This window comes from Sphingomonas bacterium (assembly GCF_903642285.1).
Classification (GTDB): Bacteria; Pseudomonadota; Alphaproteobacteria; order Sphingomonadales; family Sphingomonadaceae; genus Sphingomonas.
This window is the reverse complement of the sequence record NZ_CAHJWJ010000008.1, coordinates 72,550-88,567: the sequence shown is the minus strand read 5'-3', so window position 1 is coordinate 88,567 and position 16,018 is coordinate 72,550. Positions and strand designations below refer to the sequence as shown.

Sequence of the window (16,018 nt, the reverse complement as noted above, 5' to 3'; positions counted from 1 at the left end):
GCCGGGAAAGCGGCATGATTCGCTTCAGGATCGGCACGCGCGGCTCGGCGCTTGCGCTGGTGCAGGCGCATATGGTGCAGGCCGCGATCGCGGATCGCCAAGGCTGGGCGCTGGACGATATCGAAATCGTCACCATCAAGACCACCGGCGACCGGGTGCAGGACCGCGCACTCGCGGAGATCGGCGGCAAGGCGTTGTGGACGGAGGAACTCGACCGCGCGCTGCTGGCCGGCGCGGTCGATGCCTGCGTGCATTCGATGAAGGACGTCGAGACGATCCGTCCGACTGCGATCCGCATCGCCGCGATGTTGCCGCGCGCCGATGTGCGCGACCGGCTGATCGGCGCGGAGAGCGTTCCGGCGCTCCGGCAGGGGGCGGTCGTCGGCACCAGCAGCCCGCGGCGGCGCGCGCAGCTGCTTCGGCTTCGACCCGACCTGGAGATCGTCGTGTTCCGCGGCAACGTCGGTACGCGGTTGGCGAAGCTGGAGGCGGGGGCGGTCGACGCGACGTTGCTGGCGGCGGCTGGGCTGGACCGGCTTGGGCAGGCGGATATCGGCCATGCGATCGGGACCGACGTCATGCTGCCCGCACCCGCACAAGGCGCGGTCGGGATCGAGGTACGGCAGGACGATGCGACCGCGACGGCCATCATCGGTGCGATCGACCATGCCGAAACGAGCGTCTGCATCCATGCCGAACGCGCGTTCCTGGCCGCGATCGGCGCGGATTGTCATTCGCCGGTCGCCGCGCTGGCGAGCCTTGCCGGGGAAACGCTGTCGATCCGCGGCGAACTGATCGCGGTCGACGGCGAGGTGTCGGTCGAGGGCCGGGTCGAGGGAACCCCCGACGAGGATCTGGGCGGGGCGCTGGCGGCCGACCTGCTCGCGCGCGCGCCGCGCGCGCTTCGGGCGTTGTTCGCGGGGTGAGGCATGCGATCGTGCTTCGGCCCGCGCCGGGGGCGGACCGGACGATCGCCGCGCTGGCGGCGGCGGGGCTGGTGGCGACGGCGTTGCCGCTGTTCGCGGTGCGGCCGGTCGCCTGGACGGTGCCCGCCGGGGGCTATGACGCGGTGGTGCTGACGAGCGCGAATGCGGTGCGCCACGCCGGACCCGAGCTCACCGCACTGGGCCTGCCCGTGCTTGCGGTGGGACAAGCGACCGCGGCCGCGGCGGCGGAGGCCGGTCTCGCCGTCGCGGCGACGGGGGAGGGCGATGTCGCCGCGCTGCTGGATTCGCACGGCCGACGCTATCCGCGGCTGCTCCATCTTGCGGGGCGCGACCGAGCCGCCGACCCGCGGCTGACCGCGGTGACCGTCTATGTCGCCGATCCGCTCGGCGTGACGGCAGCGGCGCTCGCGGTGCTGGACGGTGGCGTGGTCCTGGCGCATTCGCCGCGGGCCGCGTGCCGATTGCGGACGGTGATGGCGGCGTATGCGCTCGGCCGTGCCGATACGCGGCTGGCGGCGCTCAGCGCGGCGGTGGCGACGGCGGCCGGGACGGGCTGGGGGGCGGTCGCGGTGGCGGACCGGCCGACCGACGCGGCGATCGTCGCGGCGGCGCGGCGGCTCGCCGATTGACCGTTGCCACCGGGACGGGGATAAGCGGCTATGGACGGCTACCGATCGACCGAGACTTCGCGTGCCCGCCGACCCCGGATCGGGCTGCCGATCGCGATGGTCGCGCTTGGTCTGCTCGCCGGGATCGCGCTGACCATCGTCGCGGTGCAGCGCGTCCGCTGGTTCGGCGCGCCGGTTGCGACCAATGCGGCGGCGGCGGTGCGGACGGGCAATTCGGATTTCCAGCCGGCCCAACCGCTTGGCCCCGGCGATACCGCCGCGACGCCGGTGCCGGCAGACCCGGCGCTGCTGGCGACGCGGGAGGCGACGCTCGCCGCGCAACTGACCGGACTGGAAGTGCGCACCGCGACGGTCTCGGAGGATGCGGTGGCGGCAGGCGGCGAGGCGGCGCGCGCCGAATCGGTGCTCGTGGCGGCGGCGGCCCGGCGCGCGATCGATCGCGGCACCGCGCTCGGCTATCTCGAGGAACAGTTGCGCGTGCGCTTCGGCCAGTCGCAACCGCGCGCGGTCGCGATCGTGCTGCAGGCGTCGCGCGCGCCGGTGACGCTGGACGATCTTCGCCAGGGGCTGGACGGGATCGGGGCCGATCTGGCGACCGGACGCAGCGACGCGCATTGGAGCGACAGTCTCGACCGGTTGTTGGCGAACCTGGTGGTCCTGCGCCGGGCCGGGACGCCGTCGCCGCTGCCGGTCGATCGGCTGGCGCGCGCACGGCGGTTGCTCGACGGCGGGCAGGTCGATGCGGCACGCGGCGAAGTGGCGGGCCTGCCGGGGGCGGGAACCGCCGCCAACTGGATGACCGCGGCGCGGCGCTATATATTGGTCCGCCAGGCGCTCGATGCGATCGACAACGCCGCCATCCTCGGCCAGCCGGTCGCGGCACCGCCCCAGCCGGCGGGGACGTCCCAGCCGGCGGTGAAGCCCGGTCCTGCCACCGGACCCCAGGGGGCGAACGCGGCGGTGCCGCCGATGGCGACCCGCTAGGTACCGATCCGCTCGATCAGCGCCATCGCTCCTTGCGGCGCGCGGACCTTTGCACCGTTGATGAAGAACAGGAAGGTATCGCGGGGTTGCCGGACCGGGGCCTTGTCCTCGACATAAGCCAGCCCGTCGGGTCGCCCGCCCGCCGCCCAGATCGTCGCGGCGGTCGCCCAGCCGTCCAGCGCCTGCGGGGCATAGCCGGCGACGAACCGTTCCTCGGCCTGTTCGAGCCGCGCATAGACGAAATCCGCGGTCACATCGGCGATGGCCGGATAGTCCGCGGAATCGGCGAAGACGACGGCGACGCCGGCTTCGCGGCACATCGCGACGAATTCGGGGACCGCGAAACTGTCATGCCGGACCTGCACCGCGTGGCGGAGCGACAGGCCGTCCTGCTTGGCGGGCAACAGCTTCAGGAACGCCGCGAAATCGTCCGCATCGAATGTCTTGGTCGCCATGAACTGCCACAGGATCGGGCCGAGCTTGTCACCTAGTTCGACGATCCCCTGCCCGGCGAAGCGCGCGATCGACTCGCCCGCCTCGGACAATATCTTGCGGTTGGTGCAATAGCGCGACGCTTTCAGCGAAAAGACGAACCCGTCGGGCACCGCCTTCGCCCAGGCTGCGAAGGTCGCCGGTTTCTGGCTGCCATAATAGGTGCCGTTGATCTCGATCGCGGTGACATGGTTCGCGGCGTAATCGAGTTCGCGCTTCTGCGGCCATTTGTCGGGATAGAATGTCCCGCGCCAGGGTTCGTAGGTCCAGCCGCCGATACCGACGCGAATCGCTGCGTTGCTCATCGGGTGGGTATAGCTTGGTGTTCGATGGGTGTGGAGCGCCGCGGCGAAGCCGCGTCGTCGGTCAGCGCCGGGCGCTGCCGACCGGGCCGCCGTTGATCGCGCTTCAGCTTCGCTAAATCTCGGCGGCGGCTGGAGCGGGCGAAGGGATTCGAACCCTCGACCCCAACCTTGGCAAAATTGCTTAGGGCCAATTCGTACATATCCGACTCTACGATTTTCTACGCTTAATCATGTAGTTGGTTGATTTCAGTCGCCGACAATAGCATACCCATATCCAACTTTCCGGTCGGCGTGGTGGCTACGTGGTGTCTGACGGTCGCAACCTTGGATGCAACCCATGGTAAGACGTAGCAGCACAGCATTGACGAATCGACTCTGCAACGACGCGGGGAAGCAGCCCCGCCGCTATCATCTCTGGGACAGTGATCTGCCCGGCTTCGGCCTGCGGGTCGAGCCGAGCGGGACCAAGACCTTCATAGCGAAGTACCGTGGGAATGGCGGCGGTGGCCAGGCTGAGCAGAAGGTGGTGACGATTGGCCGCCATGGTCCGCTCACCCCAGAGCTTGCTCGCCGGAAGGCAAAAGTCATTCTCGGCGGCGTCGCGGTCGGCGAGGACACCTGCGTCCAACGTGAAGGAGCAGCGGCGTCGGATGAAGATGGCAGCGCTGGTCGACCTCTACGAGAGGGAGGGCTGCTACATTCAACGGGGAAAGCGTCAGGGCTTTCCCATGAAGGAGCGTACGAAGGCCTACACGATCGCGCGCTTGCGGCACCACGTAGTGCCGCTTTTGGGGTGCCGTGTGGCTGGCGAGGTCACTGCAGGTGAGATCGAGCGCTTCTTCAAGGATGTTACCGAAGGTAAGACGGCCAAACAGGAAAAGCTGGGGCCACGGCGGATCGTCACAGCGAAGGGTGGCGACCGCGCGGCTCGAAAGGTCTTTCGTGATCTGTCCGCCGTTTTCAGCTTCGCGATCCGGCACGAAGTCGTCGATCGTAACCCATGCGAGAAGGCGGCAGTTCGCAAGACCGACAATCGCAAGGAACGATACCTGACGCTGCTGGAAGTCCAGCGGCTCCGAGAGGCGATCGACGGGCTTGCCGCAAAAGGCACGAACACCAAGGCCCTAGATATCATGCGACTGTGGCACTGACGGAGTGTCGACGGGATGAAATCGCGGGGCTCAAGCGGGACGAGATCGATTTCGAGCATGGCTGCCTGCGGCTTGCCGATTCGAAAACCGGAAAAATCGGTGCGCCCGCTTGGTATCGCGGCAATCGCGGTTCTGCGCGGCGTTACCCGGGTCGACGGATCGGACTATGTCTTCCCGACGGAGTTGGGCGAGGGGTTTTTCCAGGGATACAAGACGCCTTGGAAGCACGCGATAGCGAAGGCCAATTTGCCGGGTGTTTCGCCTCATACGCTTCGCCATACGATGGGTTCAACGACGATATCCTCCGGGGAAGCGATGGCCTTCGCCGGGGCAATTAGCTCACTCCAATCCGCGTTCCACGGCGATCTACGCTCATGTTCAACATGAGCCGGCAAGACAGGTCGCTGAACGCATCAGCGAACGTATAGATGTTTGGTCCCGGTGATTGATGGTGCATTATCCGCGAGCGAGTGGAAGGATGCACTATGGGCCAGGTTCTACATGGGAGCGCCACGACGACAGAGATCGTCCGTCGAGCGATACAGTATAGTCAAGAGAGCCTGAGAGCGCTGGCCCGGAGGCATGGCGTCAACCAGAAGACGATCCATCAAGTGGCGCAAGCGGACGTCTACGGCCGATCTGCGGACCGGCCCCAAGGAACCCAGGTCCACGACGCTGACGATCGAGGAAGAGGCCGTGGTGGTGGCGTTCCGCCGCCATAGACCGGATCCAGCGGCCGCTGCTGCCAGGTGACGATCTCTCGTCGAGCACCGCGTCCGTCACCGTGCTGATCAGGTCGGGCGAGACATCGATGCCGTACAGATCGTGCAGGTGCCCCGTGATCTCGCAGGTGCTCATGCCCCGTGCGTACATCGACACGATCTTCTCATCGAAGCCGGGGAAGCGGCGCTGGTACTTGGCAATCAGCTGCGGGTCGAAGCTCGCCTGGCAATCGCGCGGTACGTCGATCGCCAGCTTGCCGGTATCGGTCATCACGGTCTTCCGACCGTAGCCGTTGCGCGTGTTGCCTGCGCCGTCATCGCCGGCGAGGTGATGGTCCATCTCGGCATTCAACGCGCGCTCGGTCAGCGCCTTCTTCAGAGACTCCAGCAAGCCACCTTGTTCAAAGGCAGCGCTGGCCGTGCCGCCCGCCAGCAGCTGGTCGAGTAGCGCGTTCGGTATCGTCGGTTCTTTGCGTCGTGACATAGGGGAACTCCTCGTACCCATTATGCCCGCCCACACGGAAATCCTGACAGGCCCAGCGAGCGTTCGCCTCGAACTTGCCGCCGATGCCACGCGGCACGATCAGCCCGAACGTCTGCATCAGCCCGCGGATCTGGCTTGCTATGTCCAGCGTCGCCCGGACGAGCTTCGTGCGCGCCGCAATCAGCGTGCGTGAAAGCATGCTGTCGAAGCCCTTCACCCGCACCTCGCGGTAGAAGCCGACCTCGGCCAGGTGCGCCAGGTCATCCGCGTCGTTGGCGTCCGTCTCGTTGGGCCATGTCGAGCGCCGCCTTCGCGTGGCGTGCGTCGATGCAGATCGCCGGCAGTCCTTGCGCGCTCAGGGCATGGTAGAACCACACCGAGAGCGGCCCGTCTCGAACACCACCCGCTCGGCAGACGGCATGCTTGCGGATCAGAGCGGCAATAGCCGCTGGGTCTGAAAGGCACTTGCCACGCCACACCCGCTTGGCACCGCGCCGGATCGAAACGGCTGTCTCTTTCAACGATACGTCGAGCCCGATATACTCACCCATGGCTGTTCTCCGTCCGATGTATGGGCCCGGCTGTCAGTCGTGAGCCCGCACCTCCTCTATCGGGGAACAGCCACCTTCTCCACCTCATCCCTGATCGGGGTAGCTCGCTTCCGCAATTACCTCATGTTCGTTCATCCACCTGACCTAGCCGGCTGGAGGGCCGCGCTGGATCAGGTGGAACGACCGCCTGGTCTCTCAACGGCTCAAGAAATGAGTCTCCAGCCGTATCGATGCCTGTTCCTCATTTGAAATGCTGACCGAACCGCAAGCCGAAATATTGTGGCTTGATGATAAAGGTCCGGGAGGAATTAGAGCAGAACGTGATCGTGCAGAACGTGTTCTTCGTCAGCTGGCCCCGTTTGTCGAAGGCGTTATCAATGAACAGCTCGATGGTCGTGTTGCCTTTCTTCAGTCCACCCGAAAAATCGAAGGACATGAAACCTGGCGTATCGCCCAGCAACGCATCGTCATACACGTTCAAATCCTGCGTCGCGCCGGTCTGATACAAGGCCGCGCCCTGAAGATAGGCGCGGTAGCTGCCGAGCATCGTGTCGTAGCGGATCGACGACGTGCCCTTGAACTGCGGCTGACGGGGCAGGCGAGTGCCGTCGGCGGCCGCGACCTGCGGCGTGGGCGGGCTGGAGCCGGCTACCGTCTGGCCGAGCGTGCAACTGGGCAATTGCGAGATCGACAAGGTCGTCGGGTTGAAGGCGAAGTTGCAGAAGTTTCCTTTCAGCCGGGCATCATTATAGGCCCCCGATGTCGAGATCGTGAACTTGCCGAGCTTGAGGTCGGCATCGTATTCGACACCTTTCACCTGTGCCTTACCGGCGTTGCCGGTGATCCCCGCGCCCTGGGTGCCAGAGACGACGACGCTATACTGGATGTTGTCCCATCGCTCCAAATAGGCCGCGGCATTGAACCTGAAGATATTATGCCACGTCGTCTTTACGCCCACTTCATAATTGGTGAGTGTCTCCGACTTATAAGGCGGAACGGTCGCGACGCCGATGTTCCTGATGCGGAGTGGTCGATTGAACCCGCCCGGGCGGAAGCCGGTCGAGTAATTAGCGTACACCATCTTCGACGGATCGAATTGCCAGGCCAGCGCGACTTTGTGCGTTTCGCCATGCTCGCTATAACGGCCCACTTCGTCTGGTGCTGCAAAATTCGAGTTCAGGCATTGCAGTCGCGCGGCGGGCAGCGGGAGCGGGCAGCCATAGGTGCCGGTGGGGACATAGAGCGACGTGACCGTATTTCCCGCGGAACCCGCTACCCCGCTGAAGCCCAACACTTTGTAGCTGGTCCAGAAATACCGGATCCCGCCAGTGAACTTCAACTTGGGCGTGATATTATAATGACCCTCGGCGAAGATCGCTTCGTCGTGATAATATTGGTTGCTCTCGTTGATGTAGAAGCCGTCCTGCTTCACCGCCGGTGATCCGGGGACCAGCGTACCACCCTGCGAGACGGGAATGCCGAACCCCGCCGGATTGCTATCGCCTCCACCCGCTTCGGTATAGCCCGCAATCTGGTCTAAGCCATGGATGGCGTAATAATTGTTGTTCTCCTGTTTTTGATACTGGAAGAAACCGCCCGCGGTCACGTCGAACGGCCAGCTCTTCGGCGTAGTCACACGGGCTTCCTGGGTGAAGGTATTCTTCGTGGTGGTCGCATGATAATATTGCGTCGGGTTGATGAGCGTGTTGCATTTCAGGGTGACGCCTGATCCGGTACAGCCGCTCTTGTTGAAGAACTGCAGGTAATTTTCATAGTTTGGCCCGAAGCGGTCGTACGTCACCGTGTAATAGGTGTAATCGTTACGCAGGTTCGTCTTGCGCTGGAAATAGCCGGTCGAGGAGACGACATCCCAATCGCCGATATGACCATGGATCGCCAGTTCGGCCTGGTACCATTTGTCGTCCTGCCGGGTCAGATCGTAATCATGGACATCCAGATCGCCGACCCGGGGATCATAGCCGAAATAGCCGTACGAGATCTGCCGCTGCGCGGTGATCTCCGGCGTTATATCCCAGCCGGGTGCCATCTGCCACAAGAGCTGGATGCGGCCGCCATATTCATAAATCGGATTGTAATTGTCCTTCGCGATCGAGGAGTTGTCCAGCTTGTACGACGTGGCGGGATTGTTATCGCCCAGGTTCAGCACGGACGAGCTGCCGTCGTTGAATTTCCCATTATTCGGTTTGTTGTCGATATAGCCGCCGTCATGGCGATAAAAACCCATCGCGCGGATCGCTATCTTGTCGTTCACGGGGATATTGACGTACGATTCGATTTGGCCACCGAAATTGCCATCGCCATATTTACTGCCTTCGGTGTCGTAACCGAATTCGAAGACGCCGATCTTGGGCTTGTTGGTGATGAAGCGGATGGTGCCTGCCAGCGAACCGGCACCGAACAGCGTGCCCTGCGGGCCGGACAATGCTTCCACGCGTTCGATGTCGTAGACATGGATATCCGGCACCCCGGTGCCGAAGATCGGGATATCGTCGAGATAATAGCCGACGGATGCGTAATTGCCGCCCGCCGGAACGATGCCGCGAAAATAGACGGTGTTGCGGCCCGGCCCGATCCCGGCGAACGACACGGATGGTAGCAAGGCGGCGACGTCGGTCAGCCCCTTGACCTGTCGCTCCTCCAGCGTATCCGCGCCTAGCGCCTCCATGGAGATCGGCACCTTCTGGATGCTTTCCGATCGGCGAGTCGCGGTAACGACAATATCGCCGATCGATTGATCGGTCGGGATGGGGTCGGACGTTTGCGTTTGCGCGGCGACGGTTGTCATCGTCGGCGGCGCGGCGACTTGCGCTTGCGCGGTGGCGGCCGCGACCGGTGTGAGGATTGTCGCGCTCAGCAGCAGAGCCGTGGACGATAGTTGCCGGCGAGTGGAGTTGATCATGCGTTTCCCCCTTTTTTCGATATGATCTCCTCTCCCGGCACGTACGGTTCGCCCGACTTTAGTCGGGCCGAGTTCCGGCGCACCTCGCGAGCATCAGCACGCGATCCATTTCATCCCCGTCGACGGCGAGCCTTCAATCTCGGCCGACCGTCAAGTTTTTAGATTAACATTTACTTTCGCGATGCTGTCAAGCAGGATCAATCCACTAAGGCCGCTCGGAACGAAAACCAGGGATGTGTTGTAAAAAGGGTACCAGAAGCGGTGGGTGAGTGCGGACAAAAGGGGTAGGCACGGCCGGAATGACCAGCGAACGGAGCACCATCAGCGAGTCGCTGGCGCAGGCAATCGACCAACTCGAAACGAATCCGCAGCGCGCGCTAACGCAGGCGCAGGAGATTCTGCGCAAGGATCCCGGCCACCCGGTTGCCAGGCTGGTGGAAGGGCAGGCGCTTCGCCGCGCCGGCGATCCGGGTGTTGCGCTCCGGCGGATGGCCGATCTGGTCCGGTCCCAGCCGGGCATGCCGGAAGCCGTATGGGAACTGGCGCAGGCCGCGAGCGAGGCAGGCGAGCACGGACAGGCGATCGCCGCGCTGGAACGCCTGACCAGATTGCAGCCGATGGTCGCCCGCGGATGGTTCTTGCTCGCGCGGGAATGCCGCAAGGCCGGTCGCGACGACCAGGCGTGGCGCGCCGATCTGTCGGGCGTCCGCGCTTCTTCGCGCGATCCGGCGTTGCTGAACGCCGCGGTCGCGATGAACGAGGCGCGGTTCGCCGATGGCGAGGCGATCCTGGAGGCGCGGCTGTCCCGATCGCGCGACGATCCGGTGGCCACCCGGCTGCTGGGCGAAATCAACTGGCGTCGTGGCGACATGTCCGCCGCGATGGTCTTGGTCGAACGGGCGGTGGCGCTGGCACCGGGCTTCGATATGGCGCGCGATTTTCTCATCCGCCTGCTCCTCCAGAATAATCGCCTCCCCGAAGCGCTGGAGCAGGCGACCGTGCTGACCGCCTCGCCGATCAGGCATCCGGGTCATCGGCTGCTGATGGCGTCGGTCATGGTGCGGCTGGGTCACCAGGAACAGGCAAAGGCGATCTATGAGGACCTGCTGGCGCAAAAGGCCGACGAGCCCCAGCTCTGGCAAAATCTCGGCCATGTGCAGAAAACGCTGGGCGACCAGGCCGACGCGATCCATTCCTATCGCCAGGCGGTCACGTATCAGCCGACCATGGGCGAGGCATGGTGGAGCCTCGCCAACCTGAAGACCGTGCGATTGGACGACGCCGATATCGCGGCGATGGAACAGGCGCTCGCCGTACTGGAACGGGCCGGGAAGCCTGATGGCGAGGATATCTTCCACATCCATTTCTCGCTGGGCAAGGCGTTGGAGGACCGTGCCGATTATGCCGCGTCATTCCGTCATTACGCGCAGGGCAATCGGCTGCGTCGCGCCATGGTGCGTCACGACGCCGACGAGTTCGCCGCCGAGGTGGCGGCGACCGCAGCGGTGTTCACCGCGGGGTTCATCTCCGAACGGGATCGGGGCGGCTGCCAGGCGCCGGATCCGATCTTCATCGTCGGCTTGCCGCGATCGGGCTCGACGCTCGTCGAACAGATCCTCGCCAGCCACAGCCAGGTGGAAGGGACGATGGAATTGTCGGAGATGATGATCATCGCCGGACGCCTGCAATCGCGAGTCGACGAGCGGGAATTCCCCGATTTCCAGGCGATGATCGACTCGCTCTCGGCCGCCGACTGTCGGAGGCTGGGCGAGGAATATATCGAGCGCACGCGCGCGCACCGGCAGACCGCCAAACCGTTGTTCGTGGACAAGATGCCGAACAATTGGCAGCATGTCGGCCTGATCCGGCTGATCCTGCCGAACGCCAAGGTCATCGATGCCCGCCGTCATCCGATATCGTGCTGCTTTTCGGCTTGGAAACAACATTTCGCGCGCGGGCAGGCCTACTCCTACGACATGGTCGATATCGGTCGCTACTACCGCGATTACATGGCGCTCATGGCGACGTTCGATCTGGCCGCACCCGGTGCGGTGCACCGCGTGATCTACGAAAAGATGGTGAAGAACACACGCGGCGAGATCACGCGGATGCTGGCCTATCTGGGGCTGCCGTTCGAGGAGGGCTGTGTCACCTTCTGGCAGAACAAGCGGGCGGTGCGCACGGCCAGTTCGGAGCAGGTCCGCCAGCCGATCTTCACCGATGCCGTCGATCACTGGCATCATTTCGAAGAGTATCTGTCGCCGCTGATCGATACGTTGGGCGACGCGGTCGATCGTTATGCGGCGTAGCCGATCGGCCGTGATCGATCGGTGGCAGGGCGGCAGCCGCTGTTCCGGCATACCACGACAAGGCATTCACAAAAGGCTTGCCAAGCGGGGCGTCGAGTCGAATAATCGATAGCACAGTGGCCCCAGCGGAGAGGGCCGGTCGAGAGGAACCTGCAGGTCGCCGCGCATCTCGCGCGTTGTTCGACGTGGAGAAATCCGATGGGCCTCGAAGCTGCCGGCACGCGTGCAAGGGTGATCGCGACATTGGCGTCGCTGCAGTCCGGCATAGAACCCGTCGCGCTCGCCTTGCTCGTCGATCATCACGCGATCGACCCGCAGGATTTCGGCTGGATCGTCAGCATCGGACAGATCGGCATGACGGCGGGTGCCTTGCTGAGCTGGTTGCCGGGCAACGCCACCCGGCGCTTGATCAGGGCGGGGCCAGCGCTCGGGATGGGCGCGAGCTTGGCGCTTTCGGTCGCCCACGGGCTGTTCGCGATCATGGTCCTTCGGCTCGTCCTGGGCGCGGTCATGGGACTGTTGCTCGCCCATGCGGTCGCGATCGCGGCGCGCGCGCGGCCCCACCGCGCGATCGGTATCATCATGCTGGCGCAGCAACTTCTCTCGACGCTCGTCCTGGCTGGACTGCCTTGGATCGCGGTAATGTGGAGCCCGGGGGTCGCGTTGGGGACGCTGGCAGGGGTACCGCTGATCATCGCGCTGTTTTCCCGGAAGGAGGATGTCGATCATGATCTCTGGCCGGCGGGATCACGCGACTCAGCGGGGGAGCGATTCGGGCGCGTGGTGACGGGGCGATCGTTCGGCCGCGAGATCGTGCCGATGGCGCTGACGATCGCGATCACGATGATGCTCTGGAGTTATATCGCGACGATCGGCTCGGCGCTCGACGTGCGGGACACCGATATCGGCTTTGCGATCGCGATGGGTTCGCTCGCGAGTGCGCCGCTCGCGTTGGTCGCGGCGTTTTCGGGTCCGCGACTCGAGCCGTGGCTGACCGCGCTCGTTTGCGGCGCGGCCATGGTGTCGCCGCTGTTCCTGACGGCGGGGACGGGGCTGGCCGGCTATATCGTCGCGCTCGCGCTGTTCAATGCAGGGTCGACGTTCGGGACCATCCGCTTTTCCGCCTGGGCGATGGAGCGATGCGCGACGGAACGGGACCGGCGGTTCGTCGCGATGGTGCAATGCGGTGCCATGGCGGGCGGCCCCGCGCTCGGTGCCATCGCCATGCGGTTGGACGGCCTCGCCGCGCTGGGTGCCATCGCGCTGGCCGGTACTGCGGCGACGGTGCTGCTGCCCGCGATGTTCAAGAACGGGTCGCCTGCGCAAGCGCCGATGGACGGCGCGTTGGCCGGCTAAGCCTGGCCGCTTAGTGCACCGTGCCGCTGGCGACGAGCTTCGCCCGCTCCGCATGGACCGCCGACGGCCCGATCGACCCGTTCTTGCGGATCGCGGCGATTTCTCCGGCGGTAAAGGCTGCGGGTTTCTTGCCCTTCGCGATGGCCCCGAGCTGGATCGCGTGATTCAGAAGATCAGCCAGATCCTGATCCTTCAGCGCCGCCATCGACGGCATCAGCCCGATGATCCGCTGCCCGTCGACGTCGATCTGCCCGACCATGCCGTTCAGCATGACCAGGATCAGATAGCGGCGGCCCGGGTCGGTCTGCGCCATACCGTTGACCCGCCCCGCCAGGCGCGGGAACTGGCCCGGTAGGCCGGTGCCGCTCGCCTGATGACACATCGCGCATCGTTCGGCGAACAGCTGTGGGGCGGGTGCCGCGAGCGATGGAACCGCGATCGCGCCGGCAAGCGAGATGGCTAGAGCGTAAGCGAGCCGCATCGTGATTCTCCCGAAACCATCCGGCACCCAAGGGCCCCGCGAACCTCGTTCAAGTTAGGTCGGTCTTCAAGGTTTCGTCAAGCCGAACCGATGAAAATGTATCGTCAACGAACCGCCGGAATATCGCTTGACGAAGTCTTGACGATCGTCCAGCCTTTGGTGGCGGCATGATGCGGGCGGTGCCGACAATGGTCGCTCGGTCATGGTGCAGGCGCACCGTTCAGGGGGTTGAGAGCATGACTTTCCCGGGTTGCACGTGGCAGAATTGGATGAGAGTTGCGGCGTTGGCCAGCGTCGCGCTGCCGTTGACCGCCGCCATGGCGCAGACGACGGAAACGCCGCCGATGCCGGCCGCGCCGCCGTCGAACGTCGAACTGAAGGCCGAAGAGGCATCGGTCGCGACGATCCTGCCGCCGCAGCCGCAATGGGCCTATATCCGCGGCGGGTTCGGCATGGGCGGCGTCCGTATCTTCGACGGCGCGACGGGCAAGATGCGCGGCGAGGTCGATACGTCGAACCGGGCGGACATGGCGATCGATCCCGCGGGCAAATATTACTACGTCGCGGATACGATCTGGACCAAGGCCGATCGCGGAACACGCCAGGACTTCATCGCGGTGTACGACAGCACGACGTTGAAGTTGCAGACCGAGATCCCGATTCCCGGCCGGATCATTATCGGTGGCGAGAAGCAGAATTTTATCGTCAACGACGATGGCAAGACAGCCTATGCCTATAATTACAATCCCGCCTCGTCGGTCAACATGATCGACCTGGAGAAGCGCAAGTTCGTGCAGGCGATCGAGCTGCCCGGTTGCGCCAGCCTGATCCCCAATCCTGGGATCGGCTTCTCCGCACTATGTTCGGACGGCTCGATGGTCACGGTCGACACCATGACCGGCAAGCCGAAGATCACGCACACCGCCTCGTTCTTCTCCGCGACGGGCGATCCGATCTTCAGTAATTTCACCTATGACAAGACCAAGAAGCAGGTGACGTTCATCAGCTATTCGGGCCTGGTGTACCAGGCGATGATGGGTGCCGCGCCTGCGGTGGGGGCACCCTTCTCGATCCAGGCGGCGGCGGGGGTCAGGCCCGGCGAGGCCAAGCCGCTCGACGTCAACTGGCTGCCCGGCGGGCGGCAATTGATGGCGCTGCACCGGCCGAGCGGCCATCTGTACGTGCTGATGCACAAGGGCGAATATTGGTCGCAGAACGAGGCGGGCGAAGAGATCTGGGACCTCGATTTGGCCACTAGGAAGGTCGTGAAGCGGCGCCCGCTCAAGCAGCCGTCGTCGACCATCGAGGTGACGCAGGATGCGACGCCGCTCCTCTTCGTCAGCGACAAGGAGGGCACCACCTACGTGCTCGACGCGCGCACGATGGAAGAGAAGCGCAAGATCGAGAAGACGGGGCCGGGGCTCATCATCACGGCCGATGTCGGAACACCGGCTACAGCGCCGATGGCCATGCCCACGCCGGCAAAGAGCAACGGGATGGGCAACTGACGAATGCTGCACGAGGCCGCCTTGACGATCGGTGACGCTGCCGCGTTCTGCGCGGGGCTCGTCTTCCTGGTGGGCGCGTGGGCAAAGCTTCGCCACCGCGCGACGCTGTCCGGCGTGGTCGCCAACTACCGTCTGCTCCCGCCGATCGCGGTTGCGCCCGTCGCGGCCATCCTGCCCTGGCTGGAAGGGGCGGTGGGGCTCGCTCTGCTGCTCGGCGAGCGCCGATGGGTGCCGATCGTCGCGGCGGTCCTACTGCTGGCCTTCGCCGCGGCGATCGGCATCAACATCCGGCGCGGTCGCAGCCATATCGATTGCGGATGCGGCGTCGGCGGTCTGCGCCAGTCGCTGCACGGCGCGCTGGTGGTGCGCAACCTGATGATGGCGATCGCGCTCTCGTTCAACCTTCTCGCTGGCACGCTGCCCGTCATGGAGCGGATCGCCGCGATGGCGACGGGCCTGACGCTCTTCCTGTTGATCCTCCTCCTCAACGCCCTCCTGGCGCTGCCGGGTTTCCGCCCGCAGCCTGCCTGACCGATAGGATATCGCCGATGCTGACTGCTCTTCTCGTCTCGCAAGGTCTGTCCTGGGTGGTGATCGCCTGCCTGTCCGTGGCGTTGATCGCGCTCGCCCGCCAGGTCGGGGTGTTGCACATGCGCGTCGCGCCGGCGGGGGCCCTGACCGGGGACCGCGGACCGGCGGTGGGCGATGCGGCACCGCAGATGCACCTGAAGACGATGGACGGCGAGGCGCTGGAAATCGGCGGCGCGCTGACCCATCAATCGATGCGGCTCCTGATGTTCGTCTCGGCGGAATGTCCGCTCTGCAAGAACCTGATCCCGGCCGCAAAGTCGTTCGCCCGGGCGGAACGCGTCGAACTCGTCTTCATCGGTGACGACGATGCAGCGGTGCAGCGCAAGATGATCGCGCAACAGTCGATCGAGCGCTACCCGTTCGTCAACGGTGCCGAGGCGGGGCTCGCCTTCCACGTCGACAAGCTGCCCTATGCGGTGCTGATGGATGCCGCCGGCACCGTCCTGTCCAAGGGCCTCGTCAACAGCCGCGAGCATCTGGAAAGCCTGATCGTAGCGCATGAACTCGGGCTGCGCTCGGTCCAGGATTATATCAACGGCCTCAAGGTCAAGACCGCGTGACCGTGACCATCTACCAAAAGGGGCATTT

General features: G+C 64.7%; 13 protein-coding genes and 4 pseudogenes. 12 read left to right on the top strand and 5 right to left on the bottom strand.

Annotated elements, in window-relative coordinates; translation table 11 throughout:
• The first annotated feature begins 14 nt into the window (after window positions 1–14).
• From hemC to HUU99_RS06080, 3 genes are read left to right on the top strand one after another with little or no spacing between them, the layout of a single operon-like run.
• Window positions 15–926 (top strand): hydroxymethylbilane synthase, encoded by a 912-nt coding sequence (hemC, locus tag HUU99_RS06090; RefSeq protein ID WP_174285682.1) that lies wholly within the window; start codon window positions 15–17, stop codon window positions 924–926.
• A gap of 11 nt (window positions 927–937) precedes the next feature.
• Window positions 938–1,576 carry a uroporphyrinogen-III synthase gene (locus tag HUU99_RS06085; protein WP_254602959.1) on the top strand — a complete coding sequence of 213 codons (639 nt, stop codon included), beginning with the start codon at window positions 938–940 and terminating at the stop codon, window positions 1,574–1,576.
• Between the two features lie 30 nt (window positions 1,577–1,606).
• Window positions 1,607–2,560: a hypothetical protein gene (locus HUU99_RS06080; protein ID WP_174285680.1), complete on the top strand. Its 954-nt coding sequence runs from the start codon at window positions 1,607–1,609 to the stop codon at window positions 2,558–2,560.
• On the opposite strand, the gene HUU99_RS06075 is transcribed toward HUU99_RS06080, so the two are convergent.
• Window positions 2,557–3,357, bottom strand: coding sequence for a DUF72 domain-containing protein (locus tag HUU99_RS06075; RefSeq protein WP_174285679.1), 801 nt, complete (start codon window positions 3,355–3,357; stop codon window positions 2,557–2,559). The genes HUU99_RS06080 and HUU99_RS06075 overlap by 4 nt on opposite strands.
• A gap of 328 nt (window positions 3,358–3,685) precedes the next feature.
• On the opposite strand from HUU99_RS06075, the pseudogene HUU99_RS15535 reads away from it, so the two are divergent.
• From HUU99_RS15535 to HUU99_RS06065, 4 genes and pseudogenes are all read left to right on the top strand, one after another.
• Window positions 3,686–3,928, top strand: a pseudogene (locus HUU99_RS15535) (Arm DNA-binding domain-containing protein); the annotation flags it as partial.
• Between the two features lie 79 nt (window positions 3,929–4,007).
• Window positions 4,008–4,508 carry a hypothetical protein gene (locus HUU99_RS15530; RefSeq protein ID WP_254602970.1) on the top strand — a complete coding sequence of 167 codons (501 nt, stop codon included), beginning with the start codon at window positions 4,008–4,010 and terminating at the stop codon, window positions 4,506–4,508.
• Between the two features lie 57 nt (window positions 4,509–4,565).
• Window positions 4,566–4,895 (top strand): hypothetical protein, encoded by a 330-nt coding sequence (locus tag HUU99_RS15525; protein ID WP_254602958.1) that lies wholly within the window; start codon window positions 4,566–4,568, stop codon window positions 4,893–4,895.
• 98 nt (window positions 4,896–4,993) lie between these two features.
• Window positions 4,994–5,228: pseudogene (locus tag HUU99_RS06065) on the top strand (transposase); the annotation flags it as partial.
• On the opposite strand, the pseudogene HUU99_RS06060 reads toward HUU99_RS06065, so the two are convergent.
• From HUU99_RS06060 to HUU99_RS06050, 3 genes and pseudogenes are all read right to left on the bottom strand, one after another.
• Window positions 5,227–5,714 (bottom strand): annotated as a pseudogene (locus HUU99_RS06060) (transposase); the annotation flags it as partial. The pseudogenes HUU99_RS06065 and HUU99_RS06060 sit on opposite strands and share 2 nt — an antisense overlap.
• Before the next feature lie 55 nt (window positions 5,715–5,769).
• A pseudogene (locus HUU99_RS06055) lies at window positions 5,770–6,265 on the bottom strand (IS110 family transposase); the annotation flags it as partial.
• A gap of 241 nt (window positions 6,266–6,506) precedes the next feature.
• Window positions 6,507–9,185: a TonB-dependent receptor gene (locus HUU99_RS06050; RefSeq protein WP_174285678.1), complete on the bottom strand. Its 2,679-nt coding sequence runs from the start codon at window positions 9,183–9,185 to the stop codon at window positions 6,507–6,509.
• A gap of 299 nt (window positions 9,186–9,484) precedes the next feature.
• On the opposite strand from HUU99_RS06050, the gene HUU99_RS06045 reads away from it, so the two are divergent.
• Window positions 9,485–11,494: a tetratricopeptide repeat-containing sulfotransferase family protein gene (locus HUU99_RS06045; RefSeq protein WP_174285677.1), complete on the top strand. Its 2,010-nt coding sequence runs from the start codon at window positions 9,485–9,487 to the stop codon at window positions 11,492–11,494.
• 198 nt (window positions 11,495–11,692) lie between these two features.
• Complete coding sequence (locus tag HUU99_RS06040) at window positions 11,693–12,850, top strand: MFS transporter (RefSeq protein ID WP_174285676.1); 1,158 nt, start codon at window positions 11,693–11,695, stop codon at window positions 12,848–12,850.
• A 10-nt stretch (window positions 12,851–12,860) separates the two neighbouring features.
• On the opposite strand, the gene HUU99_RS06035 is transcribed toward HUU99_RS06040, so the two are convergent.
• Window positions 12,861–13,331, bottom strand: a complete 471-nt coding sequence (locus tag HUU99_RS06035) for a c-type cytochrome (RefSeq protein WP_174285675.1) — start codon at window positions 13,329–13,331, stop codon at window positions 12,861–12,863.
• A 269-nt stretch (window positions 13,332–13,600) separates the two neighbouring features.
• On the opposite strand from HUU99_RS06035, the gene HUU99_RS06030 reads away from it, so the two are divergent.
• From HUU99_RS06030 to HUU99_RS06020, 3 genes are read left to right on the top strand one after another with little or no spacing between them, the layout of a single operon-like run.
• Complete coding sequence (locus tag HUU99_RS06030) at window positions 13,601–14,839, top strand: amine dehydrogenase large subunit (protein ID WP_254602957.1); 1,239 nt, start codon at window positions 13,601–13,603, stop codon at window positions 14,837–14,839.
• 21 nt (window positions 14,840–14,860) lie between these two features.
• A complete protein-coding gene (locus tag HUU99_RS06025) occupies window positions 14,861–15,370 on the top strand; it encodes a MauE/DoxX family redox-associated membrane protein (protein WP_254602956.1) in 510 nt (169 codons plus the stop codon).
• Between the two features lie 17 nt (window positions 15,371–15,387).
• On the top strand, window positions 15,388–15,990 hold the full coding sequence (locus tag HUU99_RS06020; protein ID WP_174285673.1) for a redoxin domain-containing protein: 603 nt from the start codon (window positions 15,388–15,390) through the stop codon (window positions 15,988–15,990).
• Window positions 15,991–16,018: the final 28 nt, after the last annotated feature.